The sequence below is a fragment of the Streptomyces zhihengii genome (assembly GCF_016919245.1).
Classification (GTDB): Bacteria; Actinomycetota; Actinomycetes; order Streptomycetales; family Streptomycetaceae; genus Streptomyces; species Streptomyces zhihengii.
This window is the reverse complement of record NZ_JAFEJA010000002.1, coordinates 632,527-657,387: the sequence shown is the minus strand read 5'-3', so window position 1 is coordinate 657,387 and position 24,861 is coordinate 632,527. Positions and strand designations below refer to the sequence as shown.

Below are 24,861 nucleotides of genomic sequence, written 5' to 3'. Positions count from 1 at the left end.
CGATTCGGTTGGCCGGGTCAGCGGTCATTGGCTTCTCCAGAATTGGCGTCGTGCCGGGCGGCGTCGAGCGCGATGTTGATGAGGGCTTCGGCGTCCAGGTCGTCCAAGGCGTCCAGGGCGTCCAGTGAGCCGAGGCTCTCGGCCGAAGGGTGCTCGACGGCACCGGCGGGATCCGCCAGTTTGAGCAGTGTGTCCACGAGTCCTGCTTCCCTCAGCCGCTCGATCGAGATCGAGGCGAGGGCGCTGCGGATCTCGGCGTCGTGGGCGTCCGAGTCGTTCTGTGCGGTCGGTTCCGGCATGAGTTCGGTCAGGAGCAGGTCGGCGACCGCGCGCAGCGTGCTGAAGTTGAAGACGAGGCTGACCGGGAGGTTCAAGCCGGTCTGCCGGTTGAGGTGGTCGCGGAACTCGACCGCCATGAGGGAGTCGAAACCGAGGTCCTTGAACGCCTCCCCGGCTCCGATCGCCTGCACATCCCGGTGGCGCAGGACGGTCGTGGCCGTACGCCGGACCATGTCCAGCAGTATCCGTTGGCGCTGTCCGGCCGGGGCGTCCGCCAACCGCTGCCGCAGCTCGGCGCCGGCATCCGCATCCGGCCGGCCGGCTCCTGCCGCTCCGGCGGCCGGTGCGTCGGCTGCCTGCTCCGTGAACTCCTGGAGCAGCGGGCTGGGCCGCATGAGGGTGAAGGCTTCGGCGAAGCGGGTCCAGTCCACATCGGCGACCGCGAGGCTTTCGTCGTCGCGGTCGACGGCGGCGGCCAGGGCCTGCATCGCCAGAGCCGGGTCCATCGGTGACAGGCCTCGCCGGCGCAGGTTCTGGGCCGCTTCGGGGTCGGTGGCCATGCCGGCTCCGGCCCACGGCCCCCATGCCACGGATGTTCCCGTCAGCCCGCGGTCGCGGCGGTGCCGCACCCAGCCGTCCAGGAAGGCGTTGCCGGCCGCGTAGGCGCCCTGGCCGCCGCTGCCCCAGGTCGCGGAGATGGAGGAGAACACCACGAACAGGTCCAGCGGCAGGTCCCGCGTCAGTTCGTCCAGGCACTTCGTGCCGTCGACCTTGGCGCGCAGCACCGCGGCGAACGCCTCCGTGGTGGCGTCCTCCAAGCGCTCCGGGACGTCGAGCCCGGCGGCGTGCACGATGCCGGTCAGCGGCCACTCGGCGGGGACGGCCGCGATGACGGCGGCGAGGGCGTCGCGGTCGGCCACGTCGCAGGCGGCGACGGTGACCTGTGTGCCCAGCGCGGCCAGTTCCTCGATCAGGCCCTCGGGTGCGACACCGCCGCGGCTGGTCAGGACCAGGTGCGGAACACCCCGTCCGGACAGCCAGCGCGCCACCTCCACACCGAGGGCCCCGGTGCCGCCGGTGACGAGCACGGTGCCGGAGGGGTTCGGGGTCCAGGGCTGGTCCACCGTTCCGGCCGGCACGGCCCGGGCCAGTCGGCGGCCGAAGACGCCGGTCGCGCGTACGGCGATCTGGTCCTCACCGTCGCCGGCGGCGAGGGCGCTCACCAGGCGGGTGCCCGCCCGTGCGTCGAGGGTCTCGGGCAGGTCGACGAGACCGCCCCAGCGGCCGGGCATCTCCAGTGCCGCGACCCGGCCGAGTCCCCAGACCGCGGCCTGGTCCGGGTCGCCCAGCCGGTCGGAACCGCCGACCGACACCGCGCCCCGTGTCAGCACCCACAACGGGGCCGACACCTCGCCCAGCCCCTGCACCACGGCCAGCGTCCCGGTCACGTCAGACGCGACCAGCAGGACACCCGCGATTCCGGGGAGCTGTGCCACCTCCTCGACCGGCAGGCTCACCACCGTGGCGCCCGCCGCGGACAACGCGTCGGACACCTCGGGGTCCTCCGCGCCGACGACCACCCACAGGCCGGTCAGTGCGGCCGGCGGGAGGCCGTCCAGCGGCTTCCACGTGATCCGGTAGCGCCAGGAGTCCAGCGTCGACCGCTCACGATGGCGCTGCCGCCACGCCGAAAGGGCCGGCAGCGCCGACTCCAGACCGGCGAGCTCCTGAAGATCCCCACGCTCCACCGCGTCCCAGAAGGCCGAGTCCGGACCGTGGTCGCCGGTGTCCCGCACCGGGAGTTCCGGCCAGTACCGCTCACGCTGGAACGCATACGTCGGCAGATCGACGATCCTGCCGCCCCAGCCGGCGAAGACCTCGGGCCAGTCCACGCGGGCACCGACCGTCCACAGGCGGCCGAGCGCGGTCAGCGCGGTGTCGGTCTCGTCGCGCTCCTTGCGCAGGAACGGCACGAACACCGCGTCGTCGCCGACGGTTTCCCGGGCCATGCCGGACAGCACTCCGTCCGGGCCCAGCTCCACGAAGCGCGTCACACCCATCTCCGCGACGGCCGTGACGCCGTCGGCGAAACGGACCGCCTGGCGGACCTGACGGAGCCAGTACTCCGGCTCCTGCATCAGCCCGGGCTCGGCCACCGCACCCGTCAGGTTGGACACGACCGGGATCCGCGCCGGGCTGAAGGTCAGCCCGTTCAGCACCCGGCCGAACTCCGCCAGCATCGGCTCCATCAGCACGGAGTGGAACGCGTGCGACACCGACAGCACGGTGAACCTGCGGCCCTGCTCGGCGCATTCGGCGGCGTAGCGCTCGATCGCCTCGACGCTGCCGGACAGGACGACGGAGGTCGGGCCGTTGACGGCGGCGATGTCCAGACCGGAGTCCGCGACCTCGGCCTCGGCGGCCTGGACGGCGAGCATGCCGCCACCCGCGGGCAGCGCCTGCATCAGGCGACCGCGCTCGGCCACCAGAGCGCACGCGTCGTCCAGGGACAGGATCCCGGACACATGCGCGGCACTGATCTCGCCGAGGGAGTGGCCGAGCAGGACATCCGGGGTCACGCCCCAGGACTCGACGAGGCGGAACAGGGCGACTTCGAGGGCGAACAGGCCCGCCTGCGCCCACATCGTCCGGCCGAGGCCGGCACCGTCGGTCAGAACCTCCCGCAGCGAACGGTCCATGCGCACGTCGAGCCTCGCGCACACCGCGTCGAAGGCGTCCGCGAACACCGGGAACTGCTCGTAGAGTCCCAGGCCCATGCCGGCGCGCTGCGATCCCTGGCCGGTGAACAGGAACGCCGTCCGGCCCTCGCCCGCGACACCCGCCGCGAGTTCGTCCCCATCGGCGGCGAGCACCACACGGTGCTCCAGCGCCGCTCGGGACGTCGCCAGCGACCAGCCGACATCCGCCGGAGCCAGCTCCGGACGCCCGGCCGTGAACGCCCGCAGCCGCTCGACCTGAGCCCGCAGCCCGGCCTCGGACTTCGCCGACACGACCCACGGCGCCGACCCCGGCACCTGCCGCGACGGAGCAACCGCCACTGCCACGGGTTCCGGAGCCTGCTCCAGGATCACGTGGGCGTTCGTCCCACTGATCCCGAAGGCCGACACCGCCGCACGTCGCGGACGGTCCACCGCCGGCCAGGGACGCGCCTGCGTCAGCAGCTCGACCGTGCCGGAGGACCAATCGACCTGCGGCGACGGCTCGTCCACATGCAGCGTCGCCGGCAGGAATCCATGTCGCAGGGCCATCACCATCTTGATCATTCCGGCCGCGCCCGCGGCCATCTGCGTGTGGCCGATGTTCGACTTCACCGAGCCCAGCCAGAGCGGCTCGCCGCCCTCGCCACGCTCCTGGCCGTAGGTCGCCAGCAGCGCCTGCGCCTCGATCGGGTCGCCGAGCCGCGTGCCGGTGCCGTGTGCCTCCACCGCGTCGATGTCGGCGGCGGTGAGCCGCGCGTTCGCGAGCGCCTGACGGATCATGCGCTGCTGGGACGGACCGTTCGGCGCGGTCAGACCGTTGGAGGCGCCGTCCTGGTTCACGGCGCTGCCGCGCACCACCGCCAGGACCTGATGCCCGTTGCGCTGCGCGTCCGACAGGCGTTCCACCAGCAGCAGGCCGACGCCCTCGCCCCAGCCGGTGCCGTCGGCGGCCGCCGCGAACGCCTTGCACCGGCCGTCGGCGGCGAGTCCGTCCTGGCGGTCGAACTCCGTGAAGACGCCCGCGTTGGCCATCACCGTCACACCACCGACAAGCGCGAGTTCGCACTCGCCTGCGCGCAGTGCCTGCCATGCCCAGTGCAACGCCACCAGGGACGAGGAGCACGCCGTGTCCACGGTGACGGCCGGCCCCTCCAGTCCGAACACGTAGGCGACACGGCCCGAGGTCACACTCGGAGCGTTACCGGTCAGCAGATGCCCGTCCGCGTCCGGCACCCCGGAGGTGCTGTATCCGGACGACGAGGCTCCCGCGAACACGCCCACGCTGCGGCCGCGCAGCGACCGGGGGTCCATACCGGCCGACTCGAACGTCTCCCACGCGGCCTCCAGCAGCAGGCGCTGCTGCGGGTCCATGGCAGCGGCCTCGCGCGGCGAGATGTTGAACACCGCGGCGTCGAAGCGGTCGGCGTCGTGGACGAACCCGCCCTCACCGCCGGCGACACCGTGCAGCTCCGCCGGCCAGCCCCGATTCGTCGGGAACGCCGACATGGCGTCCACACCCTCGGAGACCAGGTCCCACAACTGCTCGGGCGAGGCGGCCCCGCCCGGGAAGCGGCACGCCATGCCCACGATCGCGAGCGGCTCGTCGAGCGGAACGACCCGCGCCGGCGCCGCCGACTCCGGTTCCTTCGCACCGAAGAACTGCTCGGCCAGATACTCGCCGAGGACGGTCGGGGTGGGGTAGTCGAACACCAGCGTCGCGGGCAGACGGAGCCCGGTGGCGGTGTTGAGCCGGTTGCGGAGCTCGACGGCCATCAGCGAGTCGAAGCCGAGGTCCTTGAACGCCTGGCCCTCGCCCACGGCATCGGCCGCCGCATGCCCCAGAACAGCCGCCGCGCTGCCGCGCACCAGTTCCAGCAGCATCTGCACGCGCTGAGCCCCGGACACCGACCGCAGTCGCTGGGCAAACGCCAGCCCTGCGCCCGAGGCCTGTGCGACCCCGCGCCGCACCCGGCCCGTCACCAGACCACGCAGCAACGCCGGCACCTCGCCGGCGGCCCGCACCGCACCAGGATCGAGGTTGAGGAGCACCAGGTGCGCCGACGGACTCGTCAGGGCCGCGTCGAACAGAGCGAGGCCCTGCTCGGCGGACAGTCCGCGCGCCAGCTGATCCTTGAGGTGACCGGTCATCGCGCTGGCCCGCTGCCACATGTCCCACGCCAGGGACAGGCCGGGCAGCCCCTCCGCCCGGCGGCGGACGGCGAGTGCGTCGAGGAACGCGTTGGCGGCCGAGTAGTTGGCCTGGCCGGCCGTGCCGAACGTCGCCGATGCCGAGGAGTAGAGGGCGAACAGGGCGAGGTCCGCGTCGCGGGTGAGTTCATCGAGGTTCACGGCTGCCGACGTCTTCGCCCGCAGCACCTTCTCCAGGCGCTCCTGGGTGAGTGCGGTGAAGACGCCGTCGTCGAGGACACCGGCAGCGTGCACGACACCCGTGAGCGGCGCCTCGGCGGGAATGTCCGCGAGGACCGCCGCGAGGGCGTCACGATCGGCCGCGTCACACGCCACGACCTGTGCAGTCGCGCCGAGTTCGGCGAGTTCGGTGGTCAGGTCGCGGGCACCGGGGGCGTCGGGCCCCTGACGGGACAGCAGCACCAGGTGCCGCACGCCGTGCTCGGTGACCAGATGACGGGCGAGCAGGCTCCCGAGAGTGCCCGTGCCGCCGGTGACCAGGACGGTGCCGCCACCGTCCAGGGACACGGACTCGTCCCCGCCCGAGGCACGGGCGAGGCGGGGCGCCAGCAGCGCGCCGTCACGGATCGCGACCTGCGGCTCGTCCACGCCGGCCAGCAGGGACAGATCCGCCGACGAGTCGTCGGCCGGGTCGGTGTCGACGAGGACGATGCGGTCCGGGTGCTCCGACTGCGCCGAGCGCACCAGACCCCACACCGCCGCACCCACGGCATCCACCGCACCGGGACCACCGGCCGGCATCGCACCGCGCGTCACCACAGCCAGACGCGACCCGAACGAAGCCTCGTCGGCCAGCCACTCCTGCACCCCGTGCAGGACCTCACCGAGCACCCGCTCCACCGGACCGTCACCGGCCTCCAGGACGGTCCACTCCGGCGTCTCCGCCGCGTCCGCCGCGTCGACGTCGGTGACGTTCGACGGCAGCGCGACCCATTCCACCGCGAACAGCGCGTCGTCGACACGCACAGCAGGAGACAACTGCTCCGCCGCCACCGCCCGCAGCATCAGTGAGCGGACGGCCGCAACCGGCGCACCCGCGCCATCGGCCGCCTGGACGGAGATGCCCTCACCCGACGGGCGGATGGCCACCCGCAGCGTGGTGGCCCCCACAGCGAACAACTCCACGCCCGACCACGCGAACGGCAGCCGAGGCCCGGAAGCCTCACCGTCACCGAGCACGAAACCGGAGGGGTGCAGTGCGGCGTCCAGCAGGGCCGGATGGATGCCGAGCGTGTCGACCTGGTCCACGGCGGACTCCGCCAGCACCACATCGGCGTAGACGCCCGACTCGTCACGCCAGGCCGCCTGCACGCCCTGGAACACCGGACCGTAGCCCAGACCCGCGTCGGCCATCGCGTCGTAGAGCCCGTCGACGTCCACCGCGACCGCACCCTGCGGGGGCCACACACTCAGGTCGAAGTCCGCAGGCGCGGCGGCCTGCATAGCCAGGGAACCCTCGGCATGGAGCACCCACTCGTCGGTGCCCTCGGCACGGGAATGGACCTGCATCGACCGGTCGCCCGAAGCGTCCGGGCCCTCGACGCGCACCTGGACCTGGACCTCGCCGGACTCCGGCAGTACCAGCGGCGTCTGGAGCACCAGTTCCCGGAGCAGACCGCAGTCCACTTCCTGGCCGGCCCGCAGCGCCATCTCCACCACAGCGGTACCGGGTACCACGATCCGGCCCAGCACCATGTGATCGGCCAGCCACGGCTGGGCACTCACCGACAACAGGCCGGTCAGCACAGCGCCGTCGCCCTCGGCCAAGGAGACAGCCGTCCCCAGCAGGGCGTGCCCCGTACCGGAGTGACCGGTCCCGCCGCGCAGCGGGTGCAGCCAGTACCGTCGGTGCTCGAACGCGTAGGTCGGGAGGGGGACGCGGCGGCCGGTGAGGACCGTCGTCCAGTCCACGTCGACGCCCGCGACCCAGGCCTCGCCGAGCGCGGACAGCACCCGGCGCAGTCCGCCCTCGTCCCGGCGCAGGGTGCCGAGGACGGCGGCGTCGGTGCCGGTCGCGTCGACGGTCTCCTCGATCCCGACCGTGAGGACCGGGTGGGCGCTGACCTCGATGAACGTGCGCATGCCCTGGTCGACAAGGGTGCGTACGGCGGTCTCGAACTCCACCGTGGAGCGCAGGTTGTCGAACCAGTACTGGGCGTCGAGTGCGCCGTCGACGGCGGCACCGGTCAGCGTGGAGAACATCGCCACCGAACCGACCGCCGGACGCACCTCGGCCAGATCCGTCAGGATCCGCTCCCGCAACTCCTCCATCTGCGGCGAATGCGACGCGTAGTCCACCGGAATCCGCCGCGCACGGACACCTTGGCGCTCGCACTCCGCCACCAGCGCGTCCAGAGCCTCCACGCCACCCGAGACGACGGTCGACGAGGGGCCGTTCACCGCCGCCACGGACACGTTCAGGCCGGAGGCCAGTTCCTCAACCGCCGCGCGCCCGGCCGCGACGGACACCATGCCGCCACCACCCGCGACCGCCAGCAGCGCCCGCGACCGCAGAGCCACCACCCGAGCCGCATCCTCCAGCGACAACCAGCCCGACACACACGCCGCGGCGATCTCACCCTGCGAATGCCCGACCACCACCGACGGCGAGACACCGGCCGACCGCCACACCTCGGCCAGCGACACCATCACCGCCCACAACACCGGCTGGATCACATCCACCCGGTCCAACGGCCCATCGTTCAACAGCACAGCCGTCAACGACCAGTCCACATGCGGAGCCAACGCGGCCTCGCACGCCACCAGCCGCTCCCGGAACACCGGAGACGACTCCCACAACTCCCGCGCCATCCCCAGCCACTGCGAACCCTGACCCGGGAACACGAACACCACACCACCGGCACCATCGGCAGCCGCACCGGCCCCCGAGACCGCGGACAGGCCGGTAAGAAGCTCGTCCCGGCCCTCACCCACCACCACCGCACGGTGCTCCAGCGCTGCCCGGCCCGTCGCCAGCGACCAGCCCACATCCACCGGAGCCAGCTCCGGCCGCTCCGACACGAACGACCGCAACCGCTCGACCTGCGCCCGCAACCCCGCCTCGGACTTCGCCGACACCACCCACGCCGACGCACCGGCCACCGGCGCCGCTGCAACGGACTCCGACACAGGCTCCGGCTCAGGAGCCTGCTCCAGGATCACGTGCGCGTTCGTCCCGGACATCCCGAACGACGACACACCCGCACGCCGCGGACGACCCACCTCAGGCCACGAACGCGCCTCGGTCAGCAACTCCACAGCACCGGCCGACCAGTCCACCTGCGACGACGGCTCATCGACATGCAACGTCGCCGGCAGCACACCCTGCCGCAACGCCATCACCATCTTGATCACACCCGCGACACCAGCCGCCGCCTGCGTATGACCGATGTTCGACTTCACCGACCCCAGCCACAGCGGCTCACCGCCCTCGCCACGCTCCCGGCCATAGGTCGCCAGCAGCGCCTGCGCCTCGATCGGATCACCCAGCCGCGTGCCCGTCCCATGGGCCTCCACCGCGTCCACGTCCGCACCCGTCAACCGGGCATGCGCCAGCGCCTGGCGGATCACCCGCTGCTGCGACGGACCGTTCGGCGCCGTCAACCCGTTCGACGCACCGTCCTGGTTCACCGCACTGCCCCGCACGACCGCCAGCACCTCGTGCCCGTTCCGGCGCGCGTCCGACAACCGCTCCAGCATCACCAGGCCGACGCCCTCGGACCAGCCCGTGCCGTCCGCCGCCGCCGAGAACGCCTTGCAGCGCCCGTCGCCGGCCACAGCGTCCTGCCGGTCGAACTCGACGAACGCACCCGGCGTGGCCATCACCGTCACGCCTCCTGCCAGCGCCATGTCGCACTCACCGCTGTGCAGCGCCTGCGCGGCCAGGTGCAGGGCCACCAACGACGAGGAGCACGCGGTGTCGACCGTGACCGCCGGGCCTTCGAGCCCGAAGACGTATGCGGCCCGGCCGGAGATCACGCTGCCCGCCGTGCCGGTCAGCAGGTGACCGTCCGTGCTCGGCGCACCGCCCAGTCCGTACCCGGACGAAGCCGCGCCGGCGAACACGCCCACACTTCGGCCGCGCAGCGACCGGGGGTCCATGCCCGCCGACTCGAAGGTCTCCCAGGCGGCCTCCAGCAGCAGGCGCTGCTGCGGGTCCATCGCCAGGGCCTCGCGCGGCGAGATCCCGAACAGGCCGGCGTCGAACCCGGCCGCGTCGTGGACGAAACCGCCCGAGCCACCGGCGATGGCGGCCACGTCGCCCGGCCAACCGCGGTCGGTCGGGAACGGCGACATGCCGTCCGTGCCGTCGGCGACCAGGTCCCACAACTGCTCCGGCGACGTGACCCCGCCCGGGAAGCGGCACGCCATGCCCACGATCGCCAGCGGCTCGTCGGAGGCACCGACACGGGTCGGCACGAGGTCCGCGGACTCCGCCGTACCGAGCAGCTCGGACCGGAGGTACTCGGCCAGGACGCGCGGCGTGGGGTAGTCGAAGACCAGTGTCGCGGGCAGCGTCAGCCCGGACTGCGCGGACAGCAGGTTGCGGAGTTCGACGGCCATCAGCGAGTCGAAGCCCAGGTCACGGAACGCCCGGCCCGGTTCGACCTCTGCGGTGCCGGAGTGACCCAGCACGCTCGAAGCGAGGCTTCGTACGAGGTTCAGGAGCATCTCCTGCTGCCGTGCCTCGGATGCCGCCGCCAGTTCGCCGCGCAGCGGCAGGCTTTCGCCCTCGGTGACGTCGAGGGCCGCTCCGGCCCGGTCGGCCTCGGGCAGGTCGGCGAGCAGCGGACTGGGCCGGGCCGAAGTGAAAGCGGAGACGAAGGTGTGCCATTCCACGTCCGCCACGGTCAGGGTGTCCGGTCCCCCGTCCACCGCGTCGGCCAGCGCCTGCATCGCGAGCGCCGGATCCATGGCGCGCAGCCCGCGGCGGCGGAGATAGTCCTGCGTCTCGCCCAGCGTCGCCAGCCCCACCTCGGCCCACGGGCCCCAGGCGATGGACGTGCCCGGCAGCCCGAGGTCGCGGCGGTGCTGCACCCAGGCGTCCAGGAACGCGTTGCCGGCCGCGTAGGCGCCCTGACCGCCGCTGCCCCAGGTCGCCGCGATCGACGAGAAGACGAGGAACAGGTCGATCGGGAGGTCCCGGGTCAGTTCGTCCAGGTGCACCGTCCCGGTCACCTTGCTCCCGAGCACCTTCCCGACGGCGTCCAGGCCGGTCTGCTCCAGCCGCTCCGGAGTTCCGACACCGGCGGCGTGCACGATGCCGGTCAGCGGCCATTCCGCCGGCACACCGGCGATGACGTCGGCGAGGGCGTCGCGGTCCGCGACATCGCACGCTGCCACGGTCACCCGGGTACCGGACTCGGACAGTTCCTCGATCAGCCCCTCCGGGGCCACGCCGCTGCGGCTGGTCAGGACCAGATGCGGAACTCCCCGGCCGGCGAGCCAGCGCGCCACGAGGGAACCCAGCGCTCCGGTGCCACCGGTGACCAGCACCGTCCCCGACGGAGTCCACGTCCCGCTCGTCGGCGCGACGGGGGCGGCGCGCAGCACGCGACGACCGTGGACGCCGGACGCGCGAACGGCGACCTGGTCCTCGCCACCGTCGGCCAGGACGGCGGCCAACCCGCGCGCCGCGCGGGCGTCCAACTCGGCGGGCAGGTCCACCAGGCCGCCCCAGTGCTGGGGGAACTCCAGTGCCGCGACCCGGCCCAGACCCCAGACCGCCGCCTGGCTCGGGCTGCGCAGAGGATCCGACCGCTCGATCGACACCGCACCTCGGGTCGCCGTCCAGAGCGGAACGGCAAGCCCTGCATCGGTCAGCGCCTGCACCAGGGACAGCACGACCGCCACCGGGGCCGGAACACCCTGCTGTGCGGGCAAGGTGTCGACCGCGTCGGCCCGCACCACGATGCCGGACAGGTCGTCGAAGTCCTCGGCGAGGCGGGCGAGTGCCCGTGCCGACTCCTCCCGCCCGGTGGCGACGTCTCCGAAGGGCACGCCGATCACGGTCGCGCCTGCGGTGGTGAGGGCGGTGGTGATGTCGGTGTCCTCGGGTCCGATGAGGGCCCAGGTGCCGGTCAGTGGTGTCGGCTGGTGGGTGTCGAGTGGTGTCCAGGTGATGCGGTAGCGCCAGGAGTCGGTTCGGGAGCGTTCGCGTCGGCGTCGTCGCCAGGCGGAGAGGACGGGGAGGACGTCGCCGAGTGCGGCGGGGGTTTCGGGGAGGTCGAGTTCGGTGGCGAGTTGCTGGAGGTCTTCGCGTTCGACGGCGTCCCAGAATCCGGTTTCGGTGGTGGGGGTGGTGAGGGTGTCGGGTGCGGGTTCGGGCCAGTAGCGCTTGTGCTGGAAGGGGTAGGTGGGGAGGGTGATGACGCGTCCGCCCCAGCCGGTGTGCAGGGTCGTCCAGTCGACGGTGGCGCCGGAGGTCCACAGGCGGCTGAGTGCGGTGAGGGCGGTGTCGGTCTCGTCGCGGTCCTTGCGCAGGACGGTGGCGAACACGGCGTCGGTGGTGGTGTGCTGGGCCATGCCGGAGAGGACCCCGTCCGGGCCGAGCTCCAGGCAGCGCGTGACGCCCATGGTCTGGAGGGTCGCCACGCCGTCCGCGAAGCGGACCGTCCTGCGGACCTGCTCCAGCCAGTACTCCGGTCGCTGCATGGCCCCCGGTTCGGCCACCGCGCCGGTCAGGTTCGACACGATCGGGATGCGTGCGGGGTGGAACGTCAGGCCGTCCAGGACCTGTGCGAACGCGTCCAGCATGGGTTCCATCAGGGCGGAGTGGAACGCGTGCGACACCGAGAGGCTGTTGTGCCGGAGGCCCTGCTCGGCACAGTGGGCGGCGTAGCGCTCGATGGCGTCGATGCTGCCGGAGAGGACGACGGAGGTGGGGCCGTTGACGGCGGCGATGTCGAGTCCGGAGTCGGCGGCGTCGGCTTCGGTGGCCTGGACGGCGAGCATGCCGCCGCCGGCGGGGAGTGCCTGCATCAGGCGGCCGCGTTCGGCGACCAGCACACACGCGTCGTCGAGGTCGAGGATACCGGCGACGTGCGCGGCGGTGATCTCGCCGAGGGAGTGGCCGAGCAGGACGTCCGGGACCACGCCCCAGGACTCGACGAGGCGGAAGAGGGCGACTTCGAGGGCGAAGAGGCCGGCCTGCGCCCACATGGTCCGGTCGAGGTCGGCGCCGTCGGTCAGAACCTCGCGCAGGGGGCGTTCGAGGCGCAGGTCGAGGCGGGCGCAGACCGCGTCGAAGGCGTCGGCGAACACCGGGAACTGCTCGTAGAGCCCCAGGCCCATGCCGGCGCGCTGCGATCCCTGACCCGTGAACAGGAACGCCGTCCCGCCCTCGCCCACCACACCCGCGGCGAGCACATCCCCGCCGGAGGCGAGCACCACGCGGTGCTCCAGTGCGCTGCGGGTGGTCGCGAGGGACCAGCCGATGTCCACCGGGTCCAGCTCCGGGCGCTCCGCGACGAACTCCCGCAGCCGCTCGACCTGTGCCCGCAGTGCGGTCTCGGTCTTCGCCGACACCGGCCACGGCACGAGGCTCGGCATCTGCCGCGTCTCGACAGCCGGAACGGGCTCAGCGTCCGGTTCCGGGACGTGTTCGAGGATGACGTGGGCGTTGGTGCCGCTGATGCCGAAGGACGACACCGCCGCGCGGCGCGGACGGTCACCGGTTTTGGGCCAGGGGCGTGGTTCGGTGAGGAGTTCCACCGAGCCGGTGGCCCAGTCGACCTGAGACGTGGGCTCGCCGACATGCAGGGTGGCCGGCAGATGGCCGTGCCGCATCGCCATGATCGTCTTGATGACGCCGGCGACTCCTGCGGCGGCCTGGGTGTGGGCGATGTTGGACTTGACGGATCCGATCCACAGCGGTTCGCCTTCGGTGCCCCGGTCCTGGCCGTAGGTGGCGAGGAGTGCCTGGGCCTCGATGGGGTCGCCGAGGGGGGTGCCGGTGCCGTGGGCCTCGACCATGTCGATGTCCGCGGTGGTGAGGCGGGCGTTGGCGAGGGCCTGGCGGATGACCCGCTGCTGGGCGGGGCCGTTGGGTGCGCTGAGGCCGTTGGAGGCGCCGTCCTGGTTCACGGCGCTGCCCCTGAGGACGGCGAGGACGTGGTGCCCGTTGCGCCGTGCGTCGGAGAGCCGTTCGACCAGCAGCAGGCCGACGCCTTCGCCCCAGCCCATGCCGTCGGATCCGGCGGCGAAAGCCTTGCACCGGCCGTCGGAGGCCAGTCCGCCCTGCCGGTCGAACTCCGCGAAGACTCCCGCGTTGATCATCACGGTCACGCCTCCGGCGAGGGCGAGGTCGCATTCCCCGGTCCGCAGTGCCTGGGCGGCCAGGTGCAGGGCGACCAGGGAGGAGGAGCAGGCGGTGTCGACGGTGACGGCGGGGCCTTCGAGGCCGAAGGTGTAGGCGACGCGGCCGGACATCACGCTGGTCGCGTTGCCGGTCAGCAGGTGTCCTTCCGCGCCTTGCGGCATCTGCATGCCGGTGCCGTATCCGGAGGTGGTGCCGCCGACGAACACGCCGGTGGACGTGCCGCGCAGGACCGCCGGGTCGACCGACGCCGATTCGAACGTCTCCCAGGCCGCTTCCAGGAGCAGCCGCTGCTGGGGGTCCATCGCCAGGGCCTCGCGCGGGCTGATCCCGAACAGGCCCGCGTCGAAGTCGGCGGCGGCGTCGAGGAACGCGCCTTGGCCGGCCAGTGCGGCGGGCCAGCCCCGGTCCGTGGGGAAGGGGCCGACGGCGTCGCGCGCGTCCTCCACCAGGTTCCACAGCGCCCCGGGTGAGGTGACGCCGCCGGGGAAGCGGCAGGCCATGCCCACGATCGCGACCGGCTCGTCCACCGCCACCGCCGTGGGCACCGTCTGCGCGGGTGCCGCGGCCGCGCCGCCGTCGAGGTGGGTCAGGAGGAAGTCGGTCAGGACGAGCGGGGTGGGGTGGTCGAAGACCAGGGTCGCGGGCAGCCGCAGACCGGTCGCCGACTGAAGACGGTTGCGGACCTCGACCGCCATCAGCGAGTCGAAGCCCAGATCCCGGAACGCCCTGGACGGCTCCACGGCCTCCACGTCGGCGTGTCCCAGCACCGCCGCCGCGTGTGTCCGCACGAGTTCCGCGACCAGCTTCTGCCGCTGTCCGGCGGGAACGGAGGCAAGGCGCTGCCGCAGGCCCGCCGAACCCGCGGTTTCCTGCCCCTCCTCCAGCGACTCCGCAGAGGCGAGAGCCTCGGGCAGTGCGGAGAGCAGTGCGCTGGGGCGGATCGCGGTGAACGAGGGCGTGAAGACGGGCCAGTCGATGTCGGCGACGGTCAGGTGCGACTCTCCGGCGTCGATGGCGGCGGCCAGGGCCCGCATCGCCGACGTCGGGTCCATCGGGACCAGCCCGCGCCGGCGCAGTTGCTCCAGCGCACCGCCCCGGACGGCCATTCCGGCACCGTCCCAGGCTCCCCACGCCACCGACGTCCCGGCCAGCCCGCGCTCACGGCGCCGCTCGACCCAGGCGTCCAGGAACGCGTTACCTGCCGCATACGCGGCCTGTCCACCGCTGCCCCAGACAGCGGCACCCGAGGAGAACACCACGAACAACTGAAGCGGCAACCCCTCCGTCAGCTCGTCCAGGTGCACGGTCCCGTCGACCTTGGCCCGCAACGCGGAGGCGAAGGCATCGTCGGTGGCATCCTCCAGCCTCTCAAGAACATCGAGTCCGGCCGCGTGGACGATGCCGGTCAACGGCACGTCGGCGGGGACATCCGCGATCACCTGAGCCAGTGCGTCGCGGTCGGCGACGTCACATGCAGCGACCGTCACCCGAGCGCCCAGGGTGGCCAGTTCCTCGACCAGGCCCTCGGGAGCGACACCGCCACGGCTGGTCAGCACCAGATGCGGAACACCCCGCCCGGCCAGCCAACGTGCGGCTTCCGATCCCAGGGCGCCCGTGCCGCCCGTCACGAGTACCGTCCCGGCCGCGTCCGCGTTCCACGGCGATTCCGGTGTCCCGGACGGCGTTGCCCGGACGAGGCGGCGGCCGAACAGGCCGGACCCGCGGACCGCGATCTGGTCCTCCCCGTGACCGGCGGCGAGGACGGCGGCAAGCCGGTCACCCGCCCGCGCATCGATGGTCTCGGGCAGGTCGACGAGACCGCCCCAGCGCTGCGGATACTCCAGCGCCGCGACCCGGCCCAGACCCCACACCGCCGCCTGCACCGGATCACCCGCACGATCCGACGCACCCACAGCCACAGCGCCCCGCGTCACCACCCACAACGGCGCACCCGACCCCGCATCGCCCAACGCGCGCAGCAGTACCACCACACCCGCGAGCTCCTCGGACACCACCGAGGCCGCGCCGGTCACCAGCACCACACCGGACACGTCCCCGAGCGCCGTGATCCGCTCCGCCAGCACATCCCGCTGCGACAGCGCGTCCACCGGCAGACCCACCACCGAGGCACCCGCACCCGACAGCGCCGCGACCACCCCATCCTCCACCCGGCCCGCCACCACCCACGTGCCGGACAGCCCCACAGACGCCGGAAGACCGGCCAGCGGACTCCACGTCACCCGGTAACGCCAGGTGTCGACCATCGAACGCTGACGGCGTTCGCGCCGCCACGACGCCAGCGCCGGGACCACCGACCCCAGCACCCCCGGCGCCTCCGACAGTTGCAGGGTGCCCGCGAGTTCGTCCAGGTCCTCCCGCTCGACGGCATCCCAGAAACGGGACTCCACCGGGTCGCCGGCGGCCCCCTGAACCGGCAGTACCGGGGCGTCCAGCCAGTACCGCTGGCGCTGGAACGCGTACGTCGGCAGCGCCACACGACGACCCGTCAGGACCGTCGCCCAGTCCACGTCGACGCCCGCCACCCACGCCTCGCCGAGCGCGGACAGCACCCGGCGCAGCCCGCCCTCGTCCCGGCGCAGCGTGCCGAACACGGCGGCGTCGGTGCCCGTCGCGTCGACGGTCTCCTCGATCCCAACCGTCAACACCGGGTGGGCACTGACCTCGATGAACGTGCGCATGCCCTGGTCGACAAGGGTGCGCACGGCGGTCTCGAACTCCACCGTGGAACGCAGGTTGTCGAACCAGTACTGGGCATCCAGTGCGCCGTCGACGGCGGCACCGGTCAACGTGGAGAACATCGCCACCGAACCGACCGCCGGACGCACCTCCGCCAGATCCGTCAGGATCCGCTCCCGCAACTCCTCCATCTGCGGCGAATGCGACGCGTAGTCCACCGGAATCCGCCGCGCACGGACACCCCGGCGCTCACACTCAGCCACCAGCGCGTCCAGCGCCTCCACGCCACCCGAGACGACGGTCGACGACGGGCCGTTCACCGCCGCCACGGACACATGCCCGTTCAGGCCGGAGGCCAGCTCCTCAACCGCCGCGCGCCCGGCCGCGACGGACACCATGCCGCCACCACCCGCGACCGCCAGCAACGCCCGCGACCGCAGAGCCACCACCCGAGCCGCGTCGTCCAACGACAGCCAGCCCGACACACACGCCGCGGCGATCTCACCCTGCGAATGCCCGACCACCACCGACGGCGAGACACCGGCCGACCGCCACACCTCGGCCAGCGACACCATCACCGCCCACAACACCGGCTGGATCACATCCACCCGGTCCAACGGCTCATCGTTGAGCAGGACAGCCCTCAACGACCAGTCCACATGCGGAGCCAACGCGGCCTCGCACGCCACCAGCCGCTCCCGGAACACCGGAGACGTCTCCCACAACTCCCGCGCCATCCCCAGCCACTGCGAACCCTGACCCGGGAACACGAACACCACACGGCCGGAACCCGCCGCACCCGCCGCACCCGTCGCGGCGACCACGGAGGACGCCGTGGACAGGTTGGCCAGCAGCTCCTCGCGGCCCTCCCCCACCACCACCGCACGGTGCTCAAGACCGGCACGCCCCGTGGCGAGCGACCAGGCCACGTTCTCCGCGTCCAGCTCCGGCCGCTCCGCCACGAACGACCGCAACCGCTCGACCTGCGCCCGCAGCCCCGCCTCGGACTTCGCCGACACCACCCACGCCGTCGCACCCGTACCCGGCACCGCCGGAACCGGCTCCGACACAAGCTCCGGCTCCAGCTCAGGAGCCTGCTCCAGGATCACGTGCGCGTTCGTCCCGCTGATGCCGAACGCCGACACGCCCGCGCGCCGCGGACGACCCACCTCAGGCCAGGAACGCGCCTCGGTCAGCAGCTCCACCGCCCCGGCCGACCAGTCCACCTGCGGCGACGGCTCGTCGACATGCAGCGTCGCCGGCAGGACGCCGTGCCGCAGGGCCATGACCATCTTGATCACACCCGCCGCACCCGCGGCCGCCATCGAGTGGCCGATGTTCGACTTGATCGAACCGAGCCAGAGCGGCTCGCCGTCCTCGGCGCGTTCCTGCCCATAGGTCGCGAGGAGCGCCTGCGCCTCGATCGGGTCCCCGAGACGGGTACCGGTTCCGTGGGCCTCCACCGCGTCGATGTCGGCACCGGTGAGGCGGGCGTTCGCCAGCGCCTGGCGGATCACCCGCTGCTGCGACGGACCGTTCGGCGCCGTCAGACCGTTCGACGCACCGTCCTGGTTGACCGCACTGCCCCGGACGACCGCCAGCACCTCGTGCCCGTTGCGGCGCGCGTCCGACAACCGCTCCAGCAGCAGCAGGCCGACGCCCTCGGACCAGCCCGTGCCGTCCGCCGCCGCGGCGAACGCCTTGCAGCGGCCGTCCGACGCCAGTCCGTCCTGTCGGTCGAACTCCGCGATCATGCCCGGGGTGACCATCACCGTCACGGCTCCGGCCAGCGCCATGTCGCACTCGCCGCCGCGCAGTGCCTGCGCCGCCAGATGCAGGGCCACCAGCGACGACGAACACGCCGTGTCCACCGTCACCGCCGGGCCCTCCAGCCCGAACGAGTAGGCGATGCGGCCGGAGACGACGCTCGTCGTGGTGCCGGTGAGCTGGTGCCCATCGGCACCCTCCGGCAGCCTCGCGTTCATGCCGTAGCCCGAGGAAGCCGCACCGGCGAACACGCCGACGCTACGCCCCCGCAGCGACCGCGGATCCATGCCCGCGGACTCGAACGTCTCCCAGGCCGACTCCAGCACCATCCGCTGCTGCGGGTCCATCGCCAGGGCCTCGCGCGGCGAGATCCCGAACAGCTCGGCGTCGAACTCGTCCGCGTCATGGACGAATCCGCCCACACCCGCGCCCCGAGCGGCCAGTTCCGCCGGCCAGCCACGGTCCGTCGGGAACGGCGACATGCCGTCCACTTCGTCGGCGACGAGGTCCCACAGCTGCTCGGGCGAGGTGACCCCGCCCGGGAAGCGGCACGCCATGCCGACGATCGCGATCGGCTCGTCGGTCCCGACCGCGGTGAGCTGCTGAGCGGTCTCTCCGCCCGCCTCGAACTCACCGAAGTACTGCGACAGCAGGTGGTCACCCAGGACCGTCGGGTTGGGGTAGTCGAACACCAGCGTCGCCGGCAGCCGGAGCCCGGTGACCGCGGTCAGCCGGTTGCGGAGTTCGACCGCGGTCAGCGAGTCGAAGCCGAGGTCCTTGAACGCCTGACCCTCGCCGATCGCATCGGCCGAGGCATGCCCCAGGACCGTCGCCGCGCTGCCGCGCACCAGCTCCAGGAGCATCTGCGCGCGCTGCGTCCCGGACACCGACCGCAGCCGCTGCGCGAACGCCAGCCCAGCGCCCGCCGACTGCGCCACCCGCCGTGTCCGGTGCGAGACCAGTCCGCGCAGCAACGCCGGCACCTCGCCGGCGGCCCGCACCGCCCTCGGATCCAGGTTCAGCAGAACCAGCTGCGCCGCCGGATTCAGCAGGGCCATGTCGAACAACGACAGCGCCTGCTCCGTCGACAGCCCGCGCGCCAGCCGGTCCTGCAGATGGCCGGTCATCGCGCTGGCCTGCTGCCACATGTCCCAGGCCAGGGACAGACCGGGCAGGCCTTCGGCGCGGCGCCGGACGGCGAGGGCGTCGAGGTAGGCGTTCGCGGCCGAGTAGTTCGCCTGCCCCGCCGTGCCGAACGTCGCCGACGCCGACGAGTACAGCGCGAACATCGACAGATCCGCGTCGCGGGTCAACTCGTCCAGGTTCACCGCCGCGGTCACCTTCGCCCGCAGCACCGTCTCCAGCCGCTCCTGGGTCAGGGCCGTGAACAGCCCGTCGTCGAGGACGCCGGCGGCGTGCACGACACCGGTGAGCGGGGCCTCGGCGGGGATGTCCGCGAGGACCGCCGCGAGGGCGTCGCGGTCGGCGGCGTCGCACGCCACCACCCGTGCGTCGGCGCCGAGTTCGGCGAGCTGGGCCGTCAGGTCGGCCGCCCCGGGGGCGTCGGGCCCCTGGCGGGACAGCAGGACGAGGTGGCGGATGCCGTGTTCGGCGACCAGGTGGCGGGCGAGGAGTCCGCCGAGGGTGCCGGTGCCACCGGTGATCAGGACGGTGCCGTCGCGGTCGAGGGGCGTGGGGACGGTGAGGACGTTCTTGCCGATGTGCCTGGCCTGGGCCATGTGCCGCCAGGCGGTGACGGCTTCGCGCGTGTCCCACACGGTCAGCGGCAGCGGTGCGAGTGTGCCCTGTTCGAAGAGGGCCACGATCTCGGTGAGGATGGCGCCCATGCGGTCGGGGCCCGCGTCGGACAGGTCGAAGGCGTGGTACGGGACGTCGAGTCCCGTCCGCACATCGGTCTTGCCCATCTCGACGAACCGGCCGCCGGGGGCGAGGAGGCGCAGGGAGGCGTCGAGGAAGTCGCCCGCGAGGGAGTTGAGGACGATGTCGACACCGCGCCCGCCGGTGGCGGTGCGGATGTGCTCCTCGAAGGCCAGGTCGCGGGAGTTCGCGACCCGTGCCGGGTCGACGCCGTTGGCGACGACGGTGGGCCACTTCCCGGGGCTTGCGGTGGCATACACCTCCATGCCCCAGTGGCGGGCGAGTTGCGTGGCGGCCATGCCGACACCGCCGGCCGCGGCGTGGATCAGCACCGCATCACCCGCGTCGGCCCCTGCCAGATCCCGCAGGCCGTACCAGGCCGTCGCGAACACCACCGGCAGCGACGCCGCCTGCGCCCAGGACCAGCCCTCCGGCACCCGCACCAGAAGCCGCCGGTCGGTCACGGCCTCGGTGGCGAAGACGCCCGTGAAGAACCCGAACACCCGGTCACCCACGCGCAGATCCTCGACACCGGGGCCGACTTCCACGACCACACCGGCCGCCTCGGAACCCATCACACCCGGCTCCGGATACATCCCGAGCCCGAGGAGGACATCGCGGAAGTTCACGCCCGCGGCACGGACCGCGATCCGCACCTGACCGGGCGCCAACCGCGGTACCACGAACGTCTCGACGCTCAACGACTCCAGCGTGCCGTCGGCGCCCGGCAGCAGACGCCAGTCCCCGTCCGGCAGCACCAGTCCGCCCGACGCGTGGGTCAGCCGGGGCACCAGCAGCGCGCCGTCGCGGATCGCGACCTGCGGCTCGTCCAGGCCGGTCAGCAGGGACAGATCCGCCGGAGAGTCGTCGGCCGGGTCGGTGTCGACCAGGACGATGCGGTCCGGGTGCTCCGACTGCGCCGAACGCACCAGACCCCACACCGCCGCACCCACGGCATCCACCGCACCGGGACCACCGGCCGGCATCGCACCGCGCGTCACCACAGCCAGACGCGACCCGAACGAACTCTCGTCGGCCAGCCACTCCTGCACCCCGTGCAGGACCTCACCGAGCACCCGCTCGACCGGACCGTCACCGGCAGTCAGCACGGTCCAGGCCGAGGGATCCGTCTCCTCGGCAGAGGCGGCACCGCCCGAAGGCATTGCTGTCCACGCCACCGCGAACAGCTCGTCATCGGCGCGTCCGGCGGCCGAGAACTGGTCCGCCGTCACCACGCGCGAGACCAGCGAACGCACCAGTGCGACGGGCAGCCCGGCGCCATCCGCCGCCTGGACGGCGATGCCCTCGCCCTCCTTGCGGATCGCCACCCGCAACGCCGTCGCGCCGACCGCGAACAACTCCACGCCCGACCACGCGAACGGCAGCCGCGGCCCCTCGTCCCCGGGTGCGTCGGACAGGAGATTGGCCGAGTGCAGCGCGGCATCCAGCAACGCCGGATGAATACCGAACCCGTCGGCGGACTCGGAGAAGGCGACCTCCGCGTACACACCCGAGTCATCACGCCAGACCGCTCGCACGCCCTGGAACGCCGGACCGTATCCGAAGCCCGCTTCGGCCAGGACGTCGTAGAACTCCGCCACGTCCACCGAGGTCGTTCCCTGCGGCGGCCACACGCTCAGGGAGAAGTCCGCCTCCGAGCCGACCTGCCCGGCCAGCAAACCCGAAGCATGCAGCACCCACCCGTGCGTGCCGTCCACCCGGCCGTAGATCTGCACCGGCCGGTCACCGGACTCGTCCGGTCCGGCGACGCTCACCTGAATCTGTGCCCCACCGAACTCCGGCAGCACCAGCGGGGCCCGCAGCACCAGTTCCCGGAGCAGACCGCAGTCCACTTCCTGCCCGGCCCGCAGCACCATCTCCACCAACGCCGTGCCCGGCACCACGATGCGTCCGGACACGACATGGTCAGCCAGCCACGTCTGGGTGCTGGTCGACAGGCGACCCGTCAGCAGGACGCCGTCGCCCTCGGCCGGCGTCACCGCCGCGCCCAGCAGGGGGTGGCCGGTGCCCGTCAGCCCGACGGCATGCAGGTCACCGGCGCCGATCTTCGGTCGCGGCCAGTACCGCTGGCGCTGGAACGCGTACGTCGGCAGCGCCACACGACGACCCGTCAGGACTGTCGTCCAGTCCACGTCGACGCCCGCCACCCAGGCCTCGCCGAGCGCGGACAGCACCCGGCGCAGTCCGCCCTCGTCCCGGCGCAGGGTGCCGAACACGGCGGCGTCGGTGCCGGTGGCGTCGACGGTCTCCTCGATCCCAACCGTCAACACCGGGTGGGCGCTGACCTCGATGAACGTGCGCATGCCCTGGTCGACAAGGGTGCGTACGGCGGTCTCGAACTCCACCGTGGAGCGCAGGTTGTCGTACCAGTACTGGGCGTCGAGTGCGCCGTCGACGGCGGCACCGGTCAGCGTGGAGAACATCGCCACCGAACCGACCGCCGGACGCACCTCGGCCAGATCCGTCAGGATCCGCTCCCGCAACTCCTCCATCTGCGGCGAATGCGACGCGTAGTCCACCGGAATCCGCCGCGCACGGACACCCCGGCGCTCGCACTCCGCCACCAGCGCGTCCAGCGCCTCCACAGAACCGGAAACCACCGTCGAGGAGGGGCCGTTCACCGCCGCCACGGACACATGCCCGTTCAGGCCGGAGGCCAGTTCCTCAACCGCCGCGCGCCCGGCGGCGACGGACACCATGCCGCCGCCACCCGCGACCGCCAGCAGCGCCCGCGACCGCAGAGCCACCACCCGAGCCGCGTCCTCCAGCGACAACCAGCCCGACACACACGCCGCGGCGATCTCACCCTGCGAATGCCCGACCACCACCGACGGCGTAACACCGGCCGACCGCCAGACCTCGGCCAGCGACACCATCACCGCCCACAACACCGGCTGGATCACATCCACCCGGTCCAACGGCTCATCGTTCAACAGAACAGCCGTCAACGACCAGTCCACATGCGGCGCCAACGCGGCCTCGCACTCGGTGAGCCGCTCCCGGAACACGGGCGACGTCTCCCACAACTCCCGCGCCATCCCCAGCCACTGGGACCCCTGACCCGGGAACACGAACACCACACCACCGGCACCATCGGCAGCCGCACCGGCCCCCGAGACCGTGGACAGCTGGGCCAGAAGCTCGTCTCGGCCCTCCCCCACGACCACCGCGCGGTGCTCCAGCGCGGCCCGGCCCGTCGCCAGCGACCAGCCCACGTCCGTGACGTCCAGCTCCGGACGCTCCGCCACGAACGACCGCAACCGCTCGACCTGCGCCCGCAACCCCGCCTCGGACTTCGCCGACACCACCCACGCCGACGCACCGGCCACCGGCGTCGCTGCGACGGGCTCCGACACAGGCTCCGGCTCAGGAGCCTGCTCCAGGATCACGTGCGCGTTCGTCCCGCTGATACCGAAGGACGACACACCCGCACGCCGCGGACGACCCACGGTCGGCCACGCCCGGTTCTCCGTCAGCAGCTCCACCGCGCCGGCGGACCAGTCCACGTGCGGTGACGGCTCGTTCACGTGCAACGTCGCCGGCAGCACACCGTGCCGCATTGCCATGACCATTTTGATCACACCCGCCGCGCCCGCGGCGGCCTGCGTGTGACCGATGTTCGACTTCACCGACCCCAGCCACAGCGGCTCGCCGCCCTCGCCACGCTCCCGGCCGTACGTCGCCAGCAGCGCCTGCGCCTCGATCGGGTCACCCAGCCGGGTGCCCGTCCCGTGGGCCTCCACCGCGTCCACGTCCGCACCGGTGAGCCGGGCATGCGTCAGCGCCTGGCGGATCACCCGCTGCTGCGACGGACCGTTCGGCGCCGTCAGACCGTTCGACGCACCGTCCTGGTTGACCGCACTGCCCCGCACGACCGCCAGCACCTCGTGCCCGTTCCGCCGGGCATCCGACAACCGCTCCAGCAGCAGGAGCCCGACGCCCTCGCCCCAGCCGGTGCCGTCGGCCTCCGCGGCGAACGCCTTGCACCGGCCATCGGCGGCCAGACCGTCCTGGCGTTCGAACTCCCTGAACGCTGCCTGGGTGGTCATGACCGTCACACCGCCGGCCAGCGCGAGCTCGCACTCCCCCGCCCGCAGGGCGCGCGCCGCCAGATGGAGGGCCACCAGCGACGCCGAGCAGGCCGTGTCCACCGTGACCGCCGGGCCCTCCAGCCCGAACGAGTAGGCGATACGGCCGGAGATCACACTGGCGCTGGCACCGGTGGAGACGTACCCCTCCACCTCGTCGGCGTTCGGCAGCGTCGCGTAGTCCTGGCCATTCGTCCCGACGTAGACGCCGGTCTGGCTACGCCGCAGCGAGCGGGGAGCGATCCCTGCGGACTCGAACAGCTCCCAGGCCGACTCCATCAGCAGGCGCTGCTGCGGGTCCATCGCCAGCGCTTCACGCGGCGATATGCCGAACAGCGCCGCGTCGAACTGGTCGGCTTCGTGGAGGAATCCGCCCTGGCGGACGAAGCCGCCCTCGTCGCTCCAGCCACGGTTGGTCGGGAAGTCGCCGATGCCGTCGACTCCGTCGCGGACCAGCCGCCAGAAGTCCTCCGGGGACCGGACCCCGCCGGGAAAGCGGCAGCTGATGCCGACGATGGCGATCGGCTCGTGCTGGCGTTCCTCGACCTGGCGCAACGAACGCTGGGCCTGGCGCAGCTCAGTGCTCATCCACTTCAGCTGGCTGAGGAGCTGTGCTTCATCCGCCATGGCCGTCACCCTTCCTGGGGGGATCCTGAAGGATTCTCACTTCGGACCCCCAAATTCCTTCTGGATCAACTGCAGTACTTCGTCGGCGCTGGCCGCTTGGTCCAGCGCGTCGTCGGCAACGACTTCTTCATCCGAGGCAGTGCCCTTCCGCCAGTTGGCGAGAAGGGTCTGCAGCCGGCCCCCGACGTCGAAGCGGTCGCCTTCGGCACGGGAGAGCGTCAGGAGGGTGGCTTCGAGGCGGTCGATCTCTTCGGCT

General features: G+C 72.4%; 1 protein-coding gene and 1 pseudogene. Both read right to left on the bottom strand.

The genetic code is table 11. From position 1 onward, the window contains the following. Window positions 1–17: 17 nt before the first annotated feature. A complete protein-coding gene (locus JE024_RS41320; protein ID WP_244883271.1) occupies window positions 18–24,605 on the bottom strand; it encodes a type I polyketide synthase in 24,588 nt (8,195 codons plus the stop codon). 36 nt (window positions 24,606–24,641) lie between these two features. Next, window positions 24,642–24,860, bottom strand: a pseudogene (locus JE024_RS42700) (hypothetical protein); the annotation flags it as partial. Between the last annotated feature and the right edge of the window lies 1 nt (window position 24,861).

Excerpts from the sequence above, each read along its gene's own strand:
- JE024_RS41320 (WP_244883271.1), bottom strand. The coding sequence starts at position 24,605 with ATGGCGGATGAAGCACAGCTCCTCAGCCAGCTGAAGTGGATGAGCACT.